This window comes from Gemmobacter aquarius (assembly GCF_003060865.1).
Taxonomy (GTDB): domain Bacteria; phylum Pseudomonadota; class Alphaproteobacteria; order Rhodobacterales; family Rhodobacteraceae; genus Paragemmobacter; species Paragemmobacter aquarius.
Genome location: NZ_CP028918.1, coordinates 2,929,605 through 2,946,185 on the forward strand (window position 1 = coordinate 2,929,605; position 16,581 = coordinate 2,946,185).

Genomic DNA, 16,581 nt, shown 5'->3' on the forward strand with positions numbered 1-16,581 from the left:
GAAGCCGCCCTGGGGGTAGACCATCTCGCGCGTCCATCCCCACAGGGTTCTGGGATTGCGCCGCTTGAAAACCAAATAACCGTCCCCCGATGTGCCGCAGAACCGTGACCGGTTCAGGGTTTGCGCGTCAGATCGCGGTGACGGGAAATCTGCGCCACGTCGGTCTCGGCCTCGAGCGCGGTCATGACCATGTGCAGATGTTCGACATCGCGAAGGTCCACGTCGATGATGAGCCTGTAGTAGTCGGGCTTACGGTCGGTGAACCTCAGGTCCGAGATATTGGCCTTCTGCTCGCCGATCAAGGTGCATATCCGCCCCAAGACGCCCGCGTCATTGGAAATGGTGATTTCGAAGCTGACGGTATGCACCGCGGCGTGGCGGCCCGAGTGCCAGTGCAGGTCGACCCAGCGGCCGGGCTGTTCCTCGAATTCCTCGAGCGCGGGGCAGTCGATGGCATGCACGACCACACCTTGCCCGCGGTAGGTGATGCCGACGATGCGTTCGCCCGGAACCGGCTGGCAGCAGGGGGCGCGGCGGAAGGACTGGTCGTCGGACAGGCCCACCACGGGGCGGGTGCCGTCGACTTCGTCCGCCTGTTTGCGGGCGAGTTCGGGGTAGAGCAGTTCCACCACGCGCCGCGCTGTCTCCTCGGCTGACCCGAGGCGGGCCATCAGGTCCATCTCGTCGGCCAGACCGAGCATCTTGGCCGCTGTCCGCAGTGCCTTGTCGGTGGCCTTTTTGCCGACATGGTCAAAGGCGGCGCGGGCAAGTTCCTGACCGAGTTTGACGAATCGGCCACGGTCTTCTTCGCGCAGCGATTTGCGGATCGCGGCCTTGGCGCGGCCGGTCGTCACGATGTCGATCCAGCTGGATTGCGGGCGCTGGCCTTCGGCGGTGATGATCTCGACCGATTGGCCGTTTTTCAGGCGGGTCCAGAGCGGCACGCGGATGCCGTCGACCTTGGCCGAGACGCAAGAGTTGCCGATGCGGGTGTGGATGGCATAGGCGTAGTCGAGCGGCGTCGCCCCGCGCGGAAGCTGGATCACATCGCCCTTGGGGGTGAAGCAGAACACCTGATCGGAGTACATCTCCATCTTGACGTGTTCGAGGAATTCGTCGTGGTCGCCTTCGTCGAAGCGTTCGGTCAGGGTGGCGATCCAGTTCGCCGGATCGACGGCAAAGGGGTTTATCGCGCGCACGCCTTCGCGGTAGCTCCAATGGGCAGCGACACCGGCTTCGGCGACTTCGTGCATTTCGCGGGTTCTGATCTGCACCTCGACCCGCTTGCCGTCGCGGCCTGATACGGTGGTGTGGATCGAGCGGTAGCCGTTGTTCTTGGGCTGGCTGATGTAATCCTTGAACCGGCCCGGAACGGCGCGCCAGCGGCCGTGGATCACGCCGAGGATGCGGTAGCAATCGGCGACGGAGCCGCAGATGACGCGGAAACCGTAGATGTCGGACAGGCGCGAGAAGGCGAGGTCTTTCTCCTGCATCTTGCGCCAGATGGAATAGGGCTTTTTGGCGCGACCATAGACATCGGCTTCGACCTGCACCTTTTCCAACTCGTTGCGGATGTCGGCGGTGATCTTGTGGACCACGTCGCCCGCTTCGCGTTGCAGGGTGATGAAGCGGCGGATGATGGAATTGCGGGCTTCGGGGTTCAGCACGCGGAAGGCGAGGTCTTCCAACTCCTCGCGCATCCATTGCATGCCCATCCGGCCTGCGAGGGGGGCGAAGATCTCCATCGTCTCGCGGGCCTTTTGGGCCTGCTTTTCGGCGGACATGCTTTTGATCGTCCGCATGTTGTGCAGACGGTCGGCCAGCTTGACCAGAATCACCCGCAAGTCTTTCGACATGGCCATGAAAAGCTTGCGGAAGTTTTCCGCCTGCTGGCTTTGCGCCGACGACAGTTGCAGGTTGGTCAGCTTGGTCACGCCGTCGACGAGTTCGGCGACCTCGTTTCCGAACAGGTCTGACACCTCGGTATAGGTGGAGCGGGTGTCTTCGATCGTGTCATGCAACAGGGCGGTGATGATGGTGGCATCATCGAGCCGCTGTTCTGTCAGGATCGCCGCGACGGCCACGGGGTGCGTGAAGTAGGGTTCGCCCGATTTGCGGACCTGACCGTCATGCATCTGGAAGCCATAGGCATAGGCCTTGCGGATCAGGTCGGCATTGGTGCGCGGGTTGTAATTGTGGACGAGGGCGATGAGGTCTTCGACGTCGATCATCATCGCCCCGCGCGGGGTCGGCCCATTGGCCGACCGGTCAGTTGTCGCCCTGCGCTTCCATCAGCGCGCGCAGCAGCTTTTCTTCGGACATGTCGTCCTGCATCGGGCGGTCCATCTCGCCCGACATAAGAAGCGCCATCTGGTCTTCTTCGGGTTCGTCGACCTCGATCTGGGTCTGGTGGCTTTCGATCATCCGCTCGCGCAGCGCATCGGCGCTTTGCGTTTCCTCGGCGATCTCGCGCAGCGAGACGACCGGGTTCTTGTCATTGTCGCGGTCGATGGTCAGGGGCGAGCCTGACTGGATCTCGCGGGCGCGGTGCGCTGCGAGCATGACCAGTTCAAACCGGTTCGGCACTTTGTCAACGCAATCTTCGACCGTCACGCGGGCCATATGCTGCTCCAGTTCGGATGGGGGGCAATAGACGGTCTATGTAATGGCAGGCTTTGGCCTTGACAAGCGCTGAATCACAGCGGGATCGGGACCACCTGATCGCGGTCTGTGGCGGGCAGGGCTGCGAGCATTTCCAGCGTGGTCTGGCCCAGCAGCGGGTGGCGCCAATCGGGGGCGACATCGGCGAGGGGAACCAGCACGAAGGCGCGGTCCTGCAGGCGGGGATGGGGCAGGATCAGCCGGTCGGGTGCCATGCTACGCTGCGCTTCGGGATCAAGGTCGCGCCAGCGCGTCTGGGTTGCAGCATCGGGCAGGACAGAATTGCCAAAGGCGACAAGGTCGAGATCGAGCGTCCGCATGCCCCAGCGCTGGTCGCGCTTGCGACCGAAATCGTCCTCGATCCGGTGCAGAAGGGCGAGGACGCGCGCGGCATCCCAGCCTTGGGGAATCGGTCCGGCGGCGGCGGCGTTCACATAGTCGGGACCGGCGCCTTGCGGGAAGCAGGGTGTGGCATAGAACGTGCTGAAATTCAGTGTCAGGCCGGACGAACCAAGGGCGTGGGCAGCGCGTTGCAGGGTGGCGAGGGCGGTCTGGTCACCGATCGGCAAATTTGCACCAAGCGCAACCAAAAGTTGATCTTCGTGACTCTCCATGCACCTAGTCTTTCGTATATCTTATCTTGTACGACATATTCGCCGGCTGATATCTGACCTGACAACATGTTTTTGACATCCGACGAAACGGCCTTCGTAATACCGATTGATCGAGCACTTTTGAGAGGAAACTGAAATGTTTTACAAGGACGAACGGCTTGCCCTGTTCATCGATGGCTCGAATCTTTACGCGGCGGCAAAATCGCTCGGGTTCGACATAGATTACAAATTGCTGCGTCAGGAATTCATGCGTCGCGGCAAGTTGCTGCGGGCGTTCTACTATACCGCGCTTCTGGAGAATGAAGAGTATTCGCCGATCCGCCCGCTGGTGGACTGGCTGAACTACAACGGCTTCACCATGGTGACGAAGCCCGCCAAGGAATACACCGACAGCCAGGGACGGCGGAAGGTGAAGGGCAACATGGACATCGAGCTTACCGTCGATGCGATGGAACTGGCTCCGCGGGTTGACCATATCGTGCTGTTCTCGGGTGATGGCGATTTCCGGCCGCTGATCGAAAGCCTGCAACGGCAGGGCGTGCGCGTTTCGGTGGTGTCGACGATCCGCAGCCAGCCGCCGATGATCGCCGACGAATTGCGCCGTCAGGCCGACAATTTCATCGAGCTGGACGAACTGCGCGATGTGATCGGGCGTCCGCCGCGCGAACCGCGCGCGATGGAACGCGAAGAAGCCGAGGTCGAGGCGAAGTGACGACGCAGGCTGCGGATGCGGGCGTGGCCGGAGCGGTCCGCGCTCCACTGCCGCCGCACACCGTTTTGGACTATCGGCTTGAGGAAAAGGATGCGCTGGCCTGGGAGCGGCGCGATCCCGTGGAGAGAAAGCGCAAACGCGCGCTTTATGCCGCGTCGCTGCTGGCAGGCCTGATGCTGCTGTCGGTGACATCGCAGCATTTGCCAAGCTGGCTGACGGATCTTCATTCGAATGTGCTGGCTGTTGCGATCCTGCTTTTGCCGCTTGGCGTGGCCGCGCTGATCCAAGCCCGGGACCTTAGCCGGCGCGCACGCGAAGCCGTGCCCGAAGCGGTGAACGTGCGGCTCGAGGTCTGGGACCGCAGGCTTAAGGAAACGCGCGACGGTCGCAAGCAGGCGCTGGTGGTCGGGACCGAGGAGTTGCGCGACGTGGTGGAAACCGGCGAGCATGTGTTTCTATATGCGAGGGTCGGCACGATCATCGTGCCCGCTTCGGCCTTTGGCGATGCGGCCGCCAAGGAAAGTTTCGCAGAACATTGGCGGGCTGTGGTCAAATAGTGCGGCACAGGACTGGGCGCACAGGACTGGGCGCACAGGACTGGGCGCACGGGCAGGTGATGCATCGGGCAGTGGACCCCGCGCCGCTTTCGCCTTAGGTCTTGGAAAACCGATAGCACCGACCGAGGCCCGCCGATGCCCCTGCCCCCGCTTACCCTGTACCTCGCCGCGCCGCGCGGCTTTTGCGCGGGTGTCGACCGCGCGATCAAGATCGTCGAGCTTGCTTTGCAGAAATGGGGCGCGCCGGTCTATGTGCGCCACGAGATCGTGCACAACAAGTTCGTGGTCGACGATCTGCGCGCCAAGGGGGCGGTCTTTGTCGAGGAGCTGGACGAGGCGCCGACCGACCGGCCGGTGATCTTTTCGGCGCATGGCGTGCCCAAGGCCGTGCCCGCCGAGGCCGCGCGGCGCGAGATGATCGCGGTGGATGCGACCTGCCCCCTTGTGACCAAGGTGCATAACGAGGCGCAGCGCCATTCGGAAAACGGATTGCAGATGGTGATGATCGGCCATGCGGGCCACCCCGAGACGGTGGGCACGATGGGGCAATTGCCCGAGGGCGAGGTGCTGCTGGTGGAAACCGCCGAGGATGTGGCGGGGCTGGTGGTGCGCGATGCGGGCAAGCTGGCCTTCATCACCCAGACGACGCTTTCGGTCGATGACACGGCAGGAATCGTTGCCGCCTTGCAGGCGCGGTTTCCCGCGATCATCGGGCCGCACAAGGAAGATATCTGCTATGCCACGACCAACCGTCAGGCAGCTGTCAAGGCGATTGCGGGGCGGATCGACGCTTTGCTGGTGATCGGCGCGCCGAATTCCAGCAATTCGAAGCGGCTGGTCGAGGTGGGTTCGGCTGCGGGCTGCGCCTATGCCCAACTGGTGCAGCGCGCGGTCGATATCGACTGGCGGGCACTGGACGGCATCGGGTCGGTCGGGGTGACGGCGGGCGCATCGGCGCCGGAACTGCTGGTGAACGAGGTGGTCGATGCGTTCCGCGCGCGGTTCGACGTGACGGTCGAGCTGGTGGAAACGGCGGTCGAGGACGTCGAGTTCAAGGTGCCGCGTATCCTGCGCGAGGCAGTCTGATGCAGGTTCCGCGGTCTGCGTTGTGGCTGGGGTTGGCCGGGCTGATCCCGTTTGTCTGGGGCGCGGCAAGCGCGATGGTCCCCGCGCTGGCGGCTGCGTCATACGAGGTGCTGCCGCCGGTCTTTGTGGGTGCCGTGGTATTGGTGACCTATGGCACGGTGATATTGTCCTTTATGTCGGGCGTGTTGTGGGGGTTTGCCACCAAGGCGACCGGACGCGAGGCGGCGGTGGGCTACGCGCTTTCGGTGCTGCCCGCGCTTTGGGCGTTCATCATGGTACGCGATACGAGCCATGAGTCGCTGATATGGTTGGCTGCGGGGTTCGCCGCCCTTCTGGCGCTGGACCTTTCGTTTGCGCGGCAGGGGCTGGCGCCTGCGTGGTGGATGCGGCTGCGGGTGCTGCTGACGGGAATCGTTCTCGGCTGTTTGCTGCTGCCGCTCGTATAGGGCGATTTTGTCTCGCGAAAAATCAGGGGGGCTTTCTGCCCCCCTTCGGGGCATCCGCCCCTTACCCCCGAGGATATTTGGGCCAGCGTGAATGGGTTTGACGCTGTAGGGGTGCGGGCCTAAACGGGGGGGAAAAGGAGCCATAATGCCGGAATTGTTCGCCTATACCGACGGGGCCTGTTCGGGCAATCCGGGGCCCGGGGGCTGGGGTGTGCTGATGCTGGCCCGCGACGGGGGCGCGGTCGTCAAGGAGCGCGAGTTGTCGGGGGGCGAGATGATGACCACCAACAACCGCATGGAATTGCTGGCCGCGATCTCGGCGCTCGAGGCGCTGGCGCGCCCGTCGGAGCTGACCGTGGTGACCGACAGCGCCTATGTGAAGAACGGCGTGACCGAGTGGATCCACGGCTGGAAGCGCAACGGCTGGCGCACGGCGGGGCGCGATCCGGTGAAGAATGCGGACCTGTGGCAAAGGCTGGATGCGGCGCAGGCGCGGCACAAGGTGGTGTGGCGCTGGATCAAGGGCCATGCGGGCCACGCCGAAAACGAGCGGGCCGATGCTTTGGCGCGGGCGGGGATGGCGCCGTTCAAGGTGGCGAAGTGACCGGAGCGGCGCTGATCGGCGTGCTGGATTATGCCGCCGTGGCGATATTCGCGCTGACGGGGGCGCTCGCGGCATCGCGGTCGCAGCTTGATATCGTGGGGTTCATCTTCGTCGCGGCGCTGACGGCCACGGGGGGCGGGACGCTGCGCGACATCATCCTTGACCGCGTGCCGCTGTGGGTGAGCGATCCGGCGATACTGGCGGTGGCGACGGTGGCGGCGGTCGTGGTGTTTTTGTTCGCTCACCGCTTGGAAAGCCGGTATCGCGCGCTGGAATGGCTGGACGCGGTGGCTTTGGCGATAGCGGTTGCAGCCGGTGTGGGTGTGGCGCTGGCCGCAGGGATGGGCTGGCCGGTGGTGCTGGTGATGGGCATGGTGACGGGCTGCATGGGCGGGTTGATGCGCGATGTGGTCTGCAACGAGGTGCCCTTGGTGTTGAAGCAGGGTGAGCTGTACGTGACCTGCGCCTTTGCCGGGGCCCTGGTGGCGGTGGGGCTATTGGCGCTGGGGGCTGCGGGGTGGATCGCACTGACGGCTTGCGCGGGGGTGACGCTTGTGTTGCGGGCGGGGTCTTTGGCGCTGGGATGGCGCTTGCCGGTCTACCGGTCGCGCCCGCCCAAGCCGGAATCGCCGAAGCGGTAATCGGCAAGCAGCATGCCCTTGGGCAGTCGGGTGATACCATGCAACTGCGGCTGGCGCGGCGGCGTGGCGCTGGGCGGAAAGGTGGGGATGCCGTGGCCCAGAAGCACCGGCAGGATGCAGAGTTGCAGACGGTCGAGTGCGCCACGGGCGATGAATTCGGCCTGTAGTGCCGGGCCGCCGACGACCCAGACATCGCGGTCGAGCGATTTGAGCTGCGGGATCAGGGCTGCGAGGTCGGTGGTGGTGGTGACGGGACCGCGCAGGGGTGGTGCGGGCTGGCCGAGGATGATGCCGGGGATGCCCGGATAGGGCCAGTCGGGCGCGAGGTGCCAGATATGGTCATAGGTCTTGCGGCCCATGACCACCGTGCCGATTTCGGCAATGAAGCCCTGCCAGCCCCAGTCGACATCGTGGAACGGATCGAGAAAGCCCACGCCGCCATCGTTGTCGGCCGCGTAACCGTCGAGTGTGCTGGCCATCATGCCGCGAATCTGTGCCATGTCTTGCCTTTCGAATCTGGATAGCGCAGAGTAACCGAACAAACGTTCGGGTAAAAGCCATGGCACGACCGCGTATCATTCCTGACGAGACGGTTTTTGTCGCGCTGCGGCATATGCTGGCGACGACGGGGGAAAAGACCGTGTCCTTTGGGTCGGTGGCGCGGGCGACGGGGCTGGCTGCAGCGTCCTTGGTGCAGCGTTACGGATCGCGCGAGGCAATGATACGCGCGGCGTTGATGTCGGCCTGGGATGCGCTGGAGCGCGATACTGTGGTTGCCGATTCCGGAGCGGATACCGTGCAAGGGTTCCTAAAGGCACTGGGGGGCGGGGGACCGGACGCGACCGACCTTGCCCTGCTGGCGATGGATTTTCGCGACGCGGCCTTGCGGGCACGGGCCGAGGCGTGGCGGCGTCAGGTGGAAAGCGCCTTGGCGCGGCGTTTGCGCGATGCCGATGCGGCGGCGATGCTGTTTGCCGCTTGGCAGGGGCAGATGCTGTGGCATGTGGCGGGCGGCAAGGGCTTTCGCCTGAAAGACGCGGTGAAGCGGCTTGGTTAACCGAGCCGGTCGGGCGGGGTGAGGCCGAGGAGGAAGTCTTTGGCCTCCATCGGTTTTTTGCCCTCGCGTTGGGCAAGCGTGATCTCGACCGCGCCCGTGCCGCAGGCGATGGTCAGGCCGTGCAGGACCGTGCCGGGGGCGCCCTGCCCTGCCGCGAGGCGCGAGCGCAAGAGTTTGACGCGCTCGCCGTTCATCAGGCACCACGCTCCCGGAAACGGCGAAAGGCCGCGGATCTGGCGGTCTATTTCCAACGCAGGGCGCGACCAGTCGATGCGGGCCTCGAGTTTGTCGATCTTGGCGGCGTAGGTGACGCCGGTTTCGGGTTGGGGAACGGGTGTCAGGCTTGGCAGGGTGTCGAGCGCCTCGGTTATCAGCGTGGCGCCGAGGGTGGCGAGGCGGTCGTGCAGGTCGGCGGTGGTTTCAGTTTGGCCTATGGGCAGGCGGCGCGACAGAAGGACGGGGCCGGTGTCGAGGCCCGCTTCCATCTGCATGATGCAAATGCCGGTGTCAGTATCGCCCGCCATGATCGCGCGGTGGATGGGTGCTGCGCCGCGCCAGCGTGGCAAAAGCGAGGCGTGGATGTTCAGGCAGCCGTGGGCGGGCGCGTCAAGGATGGTTTGCGGCAGGATCAGGCCATAGGCGACGACGACTGCGATATCGGCGTTCAGGGCGGCGAAGTCGGCCAGCGCCTCGGGCGTTTTCAGGCTGACGGGGTGGCGTACGGATAGGCCGAGGGCGGCGGCGCGGGCGTGGACGGGGGTGGGGCGCAGCTCTTTGCCACGGCCTGCGGGGCGCGGGGGCTGGGTGTAGACGGCGAGGATTTCATGCCTTTGGTGCAGGGCATCGAGGATTGGCACCGAAAAGTCTGGCGTGCCCATGAAGACAATCTTCATCCGCGCTTGGCCCATTTTTCAGCCTTTGAAATCAGCATCTTGCGCTTCAGGGGCGAGAGGTGGTCGAAGAACATCTTTCCTGCCAGATGGTCGATCTGGTGCTGGGCGCTGGTGGCCCAGAGGTGGACGAGGTCGCGATCCTCGGTTTCACCGGCCGCGTTCATGTAGCGCACCGTCACGGCGCGGGGGCGCGAGATGACGGCCGAAACGCCCGGCAGGTTGGGCGAGGCTTCGTCATGGTCGCGCATCTGGCCGCTGGCGTGCAGCACCTGAGGATTGGCCATGAGGATGGCTTGGCCGCGTGTCGTCGAGCAATCGACCACGGCCAGACGCAGGGGCACGCCGATCTGCACGGCGGCAAGGCCGTAGCCGGGCATGGCGTCCATGGTGTCGACCATATCGGCCCAGATGGCGCGGATGTCATCGGTGATTTCGGGCACGTCCTGCGCGGGGTTACGCAAGACAGGGTGGGGCCACGGGACGCATTTGCGAACGGTCATTCGGATACTGCTTCCTCGGCTAGGGCGCGGTCTGCGGGGGACAGGTGGTCGAGGGTCAGGATGCCTTCGAGATGGTCATATTCGTGCTGGGCGCAGATGGCGGCAAAGCCGGTCAGGCGTTCGCTTCGGGGGGTGCCGTCGAGATCGGTCCAGGCTAGGTCGATTTCGGTGGCGCGGGTGACGTTTGGCAGGGGGCCGGGGATCGACAGGCAGCCTTCGGGGCCGGTGGCGGTGGTTGGCGAGCGCCAGACGATCTGCGGGTTGACGGCGACCACGGGGCTGCGCCTGCCCTGTTTCCATGTGGTATCCATGACGAAGAGCCGAAGCGACACGCCGACTTGCGGGGCGGCGAGGCCTCGGCCGGGTGCTGCATACATGGTGTCGAGCATATCTGCGGCCAGACTGTTCAGCACGGGGCCGATGGTTGCGGGCGCGCAGGGCGCCTTCAGGCGCGGGTCGGGCCAGCGCAGGATCGGCAGGACTGCCATCAGCCCTGCCGCGCCAGTTCGCGCTTGAGCTTTTCCATCTTGCGCGTGATCATCTGGCGCTTGAGCGGGCCGAGGTAATCGATGAAGAGCTTGCCGTTCAGGTGGTCGATTTCATGCTGGACGCAGGTGGCCCAGATGCCCGCGAACTGGTCTTCGTGGCTTTGCCCGTCAAGGCCCGTCCAGCGCACGCGCACCTGCGAGGGGCGATCGACCTCGGCGTATTGGTCGGGGATCGACAGGCAGCCTTCGTCATAGGTCGACAGGTCTTCGGAGGACCACGTGATTTCGGGGTTGAACAGCACCATCGGGCGGGGGGCGCCTTCGTCGGTCTTGATACAATCCATCACTATCAGGCGCTTGGTCACCCCGATCTGCGGCGCGGCAAGGCCAATGCCCGGCGCGTCATACATGGTTTCGAGCATGTCTTCGGCCAGCTTGCCCAATTCCGGCGAAATGCCGGTGACGGGGTCGCAGACCTTCTTGAGGCGCGGGTCGGGATGGATCAGGATGGAGCGGATCATGGCGCAAGATTTACGAAATGCGGGGACTTGACGCAATGGGGCGGGCGGAGGCATCAGAAATTGGAAGATGTTCTAGTTTGACTATTAAATTTGGAACATAGTAATGCAATATTTGACTTATGCAGAAATTTGTTCCGATATGGAAAATTATCTTGGAATATACGTCCGCCTCGCCTAGAAATTCCGAAACCTGTGCAGACCGCGATCAGACAAGGACCGACAGCATGACGAGCCCCTTTGACACCCCTATCAACCGCATCGGAACCCATTCGGTGAAATGGGATATGATGCAGGCGTTTTACGGGGTGTCACCCAAGGACGGGCTGGCAATGTGGGTGGCGGATATGGATTTCCACCCGCCGGCCTGCGTGCAACGGGCGGTCGAGGCGATGGCCGCGCATGGGGTTTACGGCTATTTCGGCGACGATGCGGCCTATCTCGATGCCGTGCGCTGGTGGATGGCGGAACGGCATGGCTGGGCGGTCGAGCGCGAGTGGATATTCACCACGCATGGTCTGGTGAACGGTACGGGGCTGTGCCTTGACGCCTTTACCGCGCCGGGCGACGGGGTGGTGCTGACCACGCCGGTTTATCACGCCTTTGCGCGCACCATCAAAGCGGCGGGGCGCGAGGTGGTGGAGTGTCGCTTGGCCAATGACGCCGGGCGCTACGAGATGGATTTTGACGCATGGGACGCGCAGATGACGGGGCGCGAGCGGATGTTCCTGCTCTGCTCGCCGCACAATCCGGGCGGGCGGGTCTGGACGGCGGCGGAATTGCGCGGCGTGGCCGATTTCTGCAAGCGGCACGATCTGGTGCTGGTGTCGGACGAGATCCACCACGATCTGGTCTTTCCGGGGCAAAAGCATGTGCCGATGCCGCTGGCAGCGCCAGATATCGCCGACCGTCTGGTGATGATGACGGCGACGACCAAGACCTTTAACATCGCGGGCAGCCATACCGGCAACGTCATCATTGCCGATCCGGCGCTGCGGGCGAAGTTTGCGGGCAAGATGATGGCACTGGGGATTTCGGGCAATTCCTTTGGCCTGCATATGGCCACGGCCGCCTATTCACCCGAAGGGGCGGAATGGGTGGAGGGGTTGATGGCCTATCTCGACGGGAACCGGAAGCTGTTCGACGAGGGGATGGCGGCGATCCCGGGGCTGCGGTCGATGCGGCTGGAGGCGACCTATCTGGCGTGGCTCGATTTTTCCGGCACGGGCATGGCAGCGGGCGAATTCATCGGGCGGGTCGAGACCGAGGCGAAGATCGCCACCAACCACGGCACGGCATTCGGTGCGGGGGGCGAGATGTTCTTGCGCTTCAATCTGGGCACGCAGCGGGCGGTGGTAGAGGAAGCGGTGGCGCGGATGCAGCGGGCGTTCGGCGATTTGCAGTAGTGGCGGCCCCCCTCCCCGACCCTCCCCGAGGGGGAGGGGGCGCGGGACGGGTGGCCGGAGCGCATGTGGTTAGTGTGGAGGGGGCATTCTGCCCCCGCGCCCCTGCGGGGCTTCCCCCTGAGGATATTTATGCCAGCGTGAAAGCGGGAAAGCGTTTGGCGATTATGGCCACGCGGGCGGGGAGGGTACCCCGCGAGGACGGACGCGCGCGCATGAAGGCCGGTCAGCCCTTGGCGATGAAGGCCACGGGGGCGTTTGCGTCGCGCCAGTAGTCGAGCGCGGGGCGGTCGAGGACGGCGGTGGAGCGTTTGAAGCTGCAGACGAGTTCGCCGTCATCCTGCGACGAGGCGATGATCAGGCATTGGAAGATGTGGTTGGCACCATCGTAGACATCGACGAGGCCGCGCAGGTGCGGGGCAAGTTTGGCATCGAGGGCGAGCCCGTCCTCCCAGAAGCGCAGCACGGGGTAGACCGCTTCGCCGACCTGCACGCGCAGGCGCGATTTGCGGCGTAACGCTTTCTTGCGGGCGGCTTCGAGGCCGTCGCGCACTTCGCGTGGGAGAAATTCGAGCATTTGGGCCTCCATCCCTTGGCGTGACGGTTTCACAGATGTGCCGAAAAATGGTGGCAACGGCAGGATAAGGTACAAATGTTAATGGAGCGTGACGCAAAAGCCGCAACTCGGCTGCGCTGCGGCTGGTTCCGGGCGTGGACAGCGGGGGCCGGATCGGGTTTCTGGCCGGTGCGACCAGAGGGGGCGGCGAATCATGCAGGCGGCGGATCACGGCGGGGGCATCGATGCGGCGGTGGCGCGTTGGGGCGGGCTGCGGGGCGACTGGCTTGACCTGTCGACCGGGATCAACCCGCGGCCCTATCCGGTGGCCGCGTTTGGCGGGGATGTCTGGACCGCCTTGCCCGATGCGGCGGCCTTTGCCGCGCTGGAGGCGGCGGCGCGGGCGTTCTGGCGTGTGCCCGAGGGGGCGGCGGTGCTGGCGGCATCGGGGGCATCGGCGCTGATCGCGCGGATACCGGCGCTGGTGCCTGCGGGGCAGGTGGCGATTGCGGGGCCGACCTATAACGAGCACGGGCGGGCGTTTCGCGCCTGCGGGTGGGAGGTGGCCGAGGCGGGGGGTGACGCGGTGCCCGAGGCGGCGGTGGTGGTGCATCCCAACAACCCCGACGGGCGGTTGCAGCCGGTGCCCGATGCGGCGCTGCGGGTGGTGGACGAGAGTTTTTGCGACGTCTGCCCTGACGAAAGCCAGATTGCGCTGGCGGATCGGGCGGGCGTGGTGGTGCTGAAGAGTTTCGGCAAGTTCTGGGGCTTGGCGGGGATGCGGCTGGGGTTTGCCATTGGCGATCCAGCGCTGGTGGCGCGGCTTGCGGCGATGGTGGGGCCTTGGGCAGTTTCGGGGCCTGCGTTGCGGGTGGGGGCTGCGGCTTTGGCGGATGGGGATTGGGCGCGGGCGACGCGGGCGCGGCTGTCGCTGGATGCGGCGCGGCTGGACGGGCTGATGCAACGGGCGGGGGCAACGGTCGTGGGCGGCACGACGCTGTTCCGGCTGTATGACGTGGGCGATGCGACAGCCTGGGCCGAGCGGTTGGCGCGGCACCGGATCTTGGGGCGGGTGTTTCCCTATTCGTCGCGCTGGTTGCGGTTGGGTCTGCCGGACGGGGCGGGCTGGGAACGGCTGGAGGCCGCGCTGTGAGCGCGCTGTTGCTGGTCCCTGCCCTGCTGCTTGATGCGGCCCTGGGCGAGCCGAAGTGGCTGTGGGACCGCTTTCCGCACCCTGCCGTGCTGATGGGGCGCGCGGTTGGCTTTGCCGAGGCGCGGTTGAACCGGGGCGGGCAGCGGCGGCTGAAGGGCGTGGTGGCGATGCTGGGGCTGGGCCTTGGGGCGCTGGCCTTGGGATGGATCATCCATGCCGTGCCGGATGGCGGGGTGCTCGAGGTGATTGCGGCGGCGATCCTGCTGGCGCAGCGGTCGCTGGTGCAACATGTGCAGGCGGTGGGCGATGCGTTACGGCTGTCTCTGGCAGGGGGGCGCAGGGCGGTGTCGATGATCGTCGGGCGTGACGTGGCGGGGCTGGACGAGGCGGGCGTGTCGCGCGCGGCGATCGAAAGTGCTGCCGAAAACCTGTCGGACGGGGTGATTGCGCCGGCCTTCTGGTTTCTGGTCGGCGGTCTGCCTGCGCTGGTGCTTTACAAGGTGGCGAATACGGCCGATTCGATGATCGGCCACCGCACGCCACGGTATGAGGAATTCGGCTGGGCGGCGGCGCGGTTCGATGACCTGCTGAACCTTATCCCGGCGCGGTTGACGGCGCTGTTGATCGCGCTGACGCATGGCTGGCTGGACCCGCGCCCGATCTTGCGCGATGCCCCCTTGCACCGGTCACCCAATGCCGGTTGGCCCGAGGCGGCGATGGCCCCCGTGCTGGGGGTCGCGCTGTCGGGGCCGCGGTCCTACCATGGCGAGATGCGCGAATTCCCTTGGGTCTGGGCCGAGGGGCGGCGCGATGCGGGGCCGGATGACATCGATGCCGCCTGCGGGGCGCTGTGGCGGGTATGGGGCGGGATGCTGGGGATCACGCTGCTGCTCGCGCTTTTCTGACCGCTGCGCGGTTGCCCTGACTGCGCGGCCCGCATAACCTGCCGGTTGTTCCAGCGATAGCGAGGCCTTATGCGCGCCCTTTGTTTTGCCTTGATGACGACAGTGGCGAGCCCCGTGCTTGCTGCCGAATGTGGTGGCGATTTCGGCCAGTGGCTGAGCGGCGTGAAGGCCGAGGCGATTGCGGCAGGCGAGGATCAGGCGACGGTCGAGCGGTTCTTTGACGGTGCAAAACCCGATGCCCGAGTGATAAAGGCCGACCGCTCGCAGGGGGTATTTCGCAAGAGCTTTCTGGAGTTTTCGCAAAACCTGATCTCGGGCGACCGTCTGGAGAAGGGCATCGCCAACGCGAGCCGCTATGGCGATGTCTTTGCGCGGGCCGAGCAGGAATATGGCGTGTCGCGGGGGATCTTGCTGGCGTTCTGGGCCTTTGAGACCGATTTTGGCGCGGTGCAGGGCGATTTCAACACAAGGAACGCGCTGGTCACGCTGGCGCATGATTGCAGACGGCCCGACCTGTTCCGCCCGCAGGTGCTGGCGGCGGTCAAGATGCATGGGCTGGGCGAGTTCGATCTGGATACCCAAGGCGCTTGGGCGGGCGAGATCGGCATGGTGCAGATGCTGCCCGGCGACATTCTGGCGCTGGGGGTCGACGGGGATGGCGACGGGCTGGTGACGCTGAAAACCTCGGTTCCGGATGCCATCCTGTCGGGGGCGAAACTGCTGGCAAGCCATGGCTGGCGGGCGGGCGAGCCGTGGTTGCAAGAGGTGATCCTGCCCGACAGTTTCGACTGGGAGTTGACGGGGCTGGATACCCAGCTTTCGGCCGAGCAATGGGCGGCGATGGGGGTGCAGGTGCGTGGCGGCGTGGTGGCGGGGGGCTTGCCCGCGTCGATCCTGCTGCCGCAGGGGCGCAAGGGTCCGGCCTTCCTCGCCTATCCGAATTTCTCGGTTTTGTTCAACTGGAACAAGAGCTTCGTCTATGTGACCACGGCGGCCTATTTCGCCACGCGGCTGATGGGGGCCGAACCCTATCAGGCGGGAAACCCCGATCCGGCGCTGCCGGTCGAGGCGATGAAGGCCTTGCAGGAAAAGCTGGCGGCGCGGGGGCATGACGTGGGCAAGATCGACGGGATACTGGGGGCCTCGACCCGGATCGCGGTGCAAAAAGAGCAAACGCGGCTTGGCCTGCCCGCCGATGCCTGGCCGACGATGGACCTGTTGGAGCGGCTATGAAGACCACGTCCGAATTGATGGCGGCGCTGCCGCATGTGCTGGCTGCGCCGCGCGATGCCGCCCCGGTGTTGCAACTGTGCTTTCGGCCCGATTACGGGCAGCGCGCGTTTCCCGAGCGGCTGGAGATGACGCGGGCGGGGGGAATCCCCGGCGAGCGTTGGGCCAAGGCGCCTTGGCTGAAATTGCCGGATGGAACGGGCGATCCGGCGATACAGGTGTCGATCCTGCCCAAGCGCGTGCTCGATCTGGTCTGGCACGAGGGGGATGCGGCACCGCATCCGGGAGATACGATCATCGCGGACCTCGAAACCTCGCTGGCGAACCTGCCGGAGGGGACGTTGCTGGAATGCGGAACGGCGCTGTTGCGGGTGTCGTCCGTCTTCAACGATGCCTGCGTGAAGTGGAAGGTGCGTTACGGGCAGGATGCGAAGGATTGGGTGACGGCAGCAGGCCACCCCGAATTGCGGCTGCGCGGGGTGCTGTGTTCCATCGAACGCGACGGGGTGGTCACGCTGGGGGATGTGCTGCGCAAGGTCTGAGTAGGGTGCGCGGTC

At 65.2% G+C, this 16,581-nt stretch carries 21 protein-coding genes; 12 read left to right on the plus strand and 9 right to left on the minus strand.

The genetic code is table 11. The features are described from left to right. Positions 1 to 113: 113 nt before the first annotated feature. The 3 genes from HYN69_RS14120 to folK form a co-directional block, all read right to left on the minus strand. Positions 114 to 2,231, minus strand: a complete 2,118-nt coding sequence (locus tag HYN69_RS14120; RefSeq protein WP_108437228.1) for a RelA/SpoT family protein — start codon at positions 2,229 to 2,231, stop codon at positions 114 to 116. A 37-nt stretch (positions 2,232 to 2,268) separates the two neighbouring features. Further along, on the minus strand, positions 2,269 to 2,622 hold the full coding sequence (gene rpoZ, locus HYN69_RS14125; protein WP_108436300.1) for a DNA-directed RNA polymerase subunit omega: 354 nt from the start codon (positions 2,620 to 2,622) through the stop codon (positions 2,269 to 2,271). A gap of 74 nt (positions 2,623 to 2,696) precedes the next feature. Continuing rightward, entirely contained in the window at positions 2,697 to 3,275 is a 579-nt protein-coding gene (folK, locus tag HYN69_RS14130; protein ID WP_108436301.1) for a 2-amino-4-hydroxy-6-hydroxymethyldihydropteridine diphosphokinase, read from the minus strand. 136 nt (positions 3,276 to 3,411) lie between these two features. Between folK and HYN69_RS14135 the strand changes: the two genes are divergently transcribed. The 6 genes from HYN69_RS14135 to HYN69_RS14160 all read left to right on the plus strand — a co-directional run bounded on the left by HYN69_RS14135 (position 3,412) and on the right by HYN69_RS14160 (position 7,321). Beyond that, entirely contained in the window at positions 3,412 to 3,987 is a 576-nt protein-coding gene (locus HYN69_RS14135; protein WP_108436302.1) for a LabA-like NYN domain-containing protein, read from the plus strand. Next, complete coding sequence (locus tag HYN69_RS14140) at positions 3,984 to 4,544, plus strand: hypothetical protein (protein ID WP_108436303.1); 561 nt, start codon at positions 3,984 to 3,986, stop codon at positions 4,542 to 4,544. The genes HYN69_RS14135 and HYN69_RS14140 overlap by 4 nt, the downstream gene beginning before the upstream one ends. Positions 4,545 to 4,679: 135 nt before the next feature. Next, complete coding sequence (gene ispH / locus HYN69_RS14145; RefSeq protein WP_108436304.1) at positions 4,680 to 5,630, plus strand: 4-hydroxy-3-methylbut-2-enyl diphosphate reductase; 951 nt, start codon at positions 4,680 to 4,682, stop codon at positions 5,628 to 5,630. Next, complete coding sequence (locus tag HYN69_RS14150; protein ID WP_108436305.1) at positions 5,627 to 6,076, plus strand: DUF3429 domain-containing protein; 450 nt, start codon at positions 5,627 to 5,629, stop codon at positions 6,074 to 6,076. Before ispH ends, HYN69_RS14150 begins: the two co-directional genes overlap by 4 nt. 145 nt (positions 6,077 to 6,221) lie before the next feature. Continuing rightward, positions 6,222 to 6,680 carry a ribonuclease HI gene (rnhA, locus tag HYN69_RS14155; protein ID WP_108436306.1) on the plus strand — a complete coding sequence of 153 codons (459 nt, stop codon included), beginning with the start codon at positions 6,222 to 6,224 and terminating at the stop codon, positions 6,678 to 6,680. Then, entirely contained in the window at positions 6,677 to 7,321 is a 645-nt protein-coding gene (locus HYN69_RS14160) for a trimeric intracellular cation channel family protein (protein ID WP_108436307.1), read from the plus strand. The genes rnhA and HYN69_RS14160 overlap by 4 nt, the downstream gene beginning before the upstream one ends. Here HYN69_RS14160 and HYN69_RS14165 read toward each other — a convergent pair. Beyond that, positions 7,279 to 7,821, minus strand: a complete 543-nt coding sequence (locus HYN69_RS14165; RefSeq protein WP_108436308.1) for a dihydrofolate reductase family protein — start codon at positions 7,819 to 7,821, stop codon at positions 7,279 to 7,281. The genes HYN69_RS14160 and HYN69_RS14165 overlap by 43 nt on opposite strands. A gap of 59 nt (positions 7,822 to 7,880) precedes the next feature. Between HYN69_RS14165 and HYN69_RS14170 the strand changes: the two genes are divergently transcribed. After that, the gene (locus tag HYN69_RS14170; RefSeq protein ID WP_108436309.1) at positions 7,881 to 8,378 is read left to right on the plus strand and encodes a transcriptional regulator; all 498 of its coding nucleotides are present in this window, start codon (positions 7,881 to 7,883) and stop codon (positions 8,376 to 8,378) included. On the opposite strand, the gene fmt is transcribed toward HYN69_RS14170, so the two are convergent. Genes fmt through def (HYN69_RS14190) form a run of 4 tightly spaced genes read right to left on the minus strand, consistent with a single transcriptional unit; the run spans position 8,375 to position 10,780 of the window. Next, positions 8,375 to 9,271, minus strand: coding sequence for a methionyl-tRNA formyltransferase (fmt, locus tag HYN69_RS14175; RefSeq protein WP_108437229.1), 897 nt, complete (start codon positions 9,269 to 9,271; stop codon positions 8,375 to 8,377). The two genes, HYN69_RS14170 and fmt, sit on opposite strands and share 4 nt — an antisense overlap. Next, complete coding sequence (def, locus tag HYN69_RS14180) at positions 9,268 to 9,771, minus strand: peptide deformylase (RefSeq protein WP_108436310.1); 504 nt, start codon at positions 9,769 to 9,771, stop codon at positions 9,268 to 9,270. Before def (HYN69_RS14180) ends, fmt begins: the two co-directional genes overlap by 4 nt. Then, positions 9,768 to 10,259: a peptide deformylase gene (gene def / locus HYN69_RS14185; RefSeq protein ID WP_108436311.1), complete on the minus strand. Its 492-nt coding sequence runs from the start codon at positions 10,257 to 10,259 to the stop codon at positions 9,768 to 9,770. Before def (HYN69_RS14185) ends, def (HYN69_RS14180) begins: the two co-directional genes overlap by 4 nt. Then, entirely contained in the window at positions 10,259 to 10,780 is a 522-nt protein-coding gene (gene def / locus HYN69_RS14190; protein ID WP_108436312.1) for a peptide deformylase, read from the minus strand. The genes def (HYN69_RS14185) and def (HYN69_RS14190) overlap by 1 nt, the downstream gene beginning before the upstream one ends. A 224-nt stretch (positions 10,781 to 11,004) precedes the next feature. On the opposite strand from def (HYN69_RS14190), the gene HYN69_RS14195 reads away from it, so the two are divergent. After that, positions 11,005 to 12,183, plus strand: coding sequence for a MalY/PatB family protein (locus HYN69_RS14195; RefSeq protein ID WP_108436313.1), 1,179 nt, complete (start codon positions 11,005 to 11,007; stop codon positions 12,181 to 12,183). Positions 12,184 to 12,406: 223 nt separating this feature from the next. Here HYN69_RS14195 and HYN69_RS14200 read toward each other — a convergent pair whose 3' ends face one another. Then, positions 12,407 to 12,757: a hypothetical protein gene (locus HYN69_RS14200; RefSeq protein ID WP_108437230.1), complete on the minus strand. Its 351-nt coding sequence runs from the start codon at positions 12,755 to 12,757 to the stop codon at positions 12,407 to 12,409. A gap of 193 nt (positions 12,758 to 12,950) precedes the next feature. On the opposite strand from HYN69_RS14200, the gene HYN69_RS14205 reads away from it, so the two are divergent. The 4 genes from HYN69_RS14205 (at position 12,951) to HYN69_RS14220 (ending at position 16,566) form a co-directional block, all read left to right on the plus strand. Continuing rightward, positions 12,951 to 13,889 (plus strand): threonine-phosphate decarboxylase, encoded by a 939-nt coding sequence (locus HYN69_RS14205; RefSeq protein WP_108436314.1) that lies wholly within the window; start codon positions 12,951 to 12,953, stop codon positions 13,887 to 13,889. Between the two features lie 5 nt (positions 13,890 to 13,894). Beyond that, positions 13,895 to 14,794 carry an adenosylcobinamide-phosphate synthase CbiB gene (gene cbiB / locus HYN69_RS14210; protein ID WP_108437231.1) on the plus strand — a complete coding sequence of 300 codons (900 nt, stop codon included), beginning with the start codon at positions 13,895 to 13,897 and terminating at the stop codon, positions 14,792 to 14,794. A gap of 93 nt (positions 14,795 to 14,887) precedes the next feature. Then, positions 14,888 to 16,027 (plus strand): lytic murein transglycosylase, encoded by a 1,140-nt coding sequence (locus tag HYN69_RS14215; protein ID WP_230426429.1) that lies wholly within the window; start codon positions 14,888 to 14,890, stop codon positions 16,025 to 16,027. Further along, positions 16,024 to 16,566, plus strand: a complete 543-nt coding sequence (locus HYN69_RS14220; RefSeq protein WP_108436316.1) for a hypothetical protein — start codon at positions 16,024 to 16,026, stop codon at positions 16,564 to 16,566. Before HYN69_RS14215 ends, HYN69_RS14220 begins: the two co-directional genes overlap by 4 nt. Positions 16,567 to 16,581: the final 15 nt, after the last annotated feature.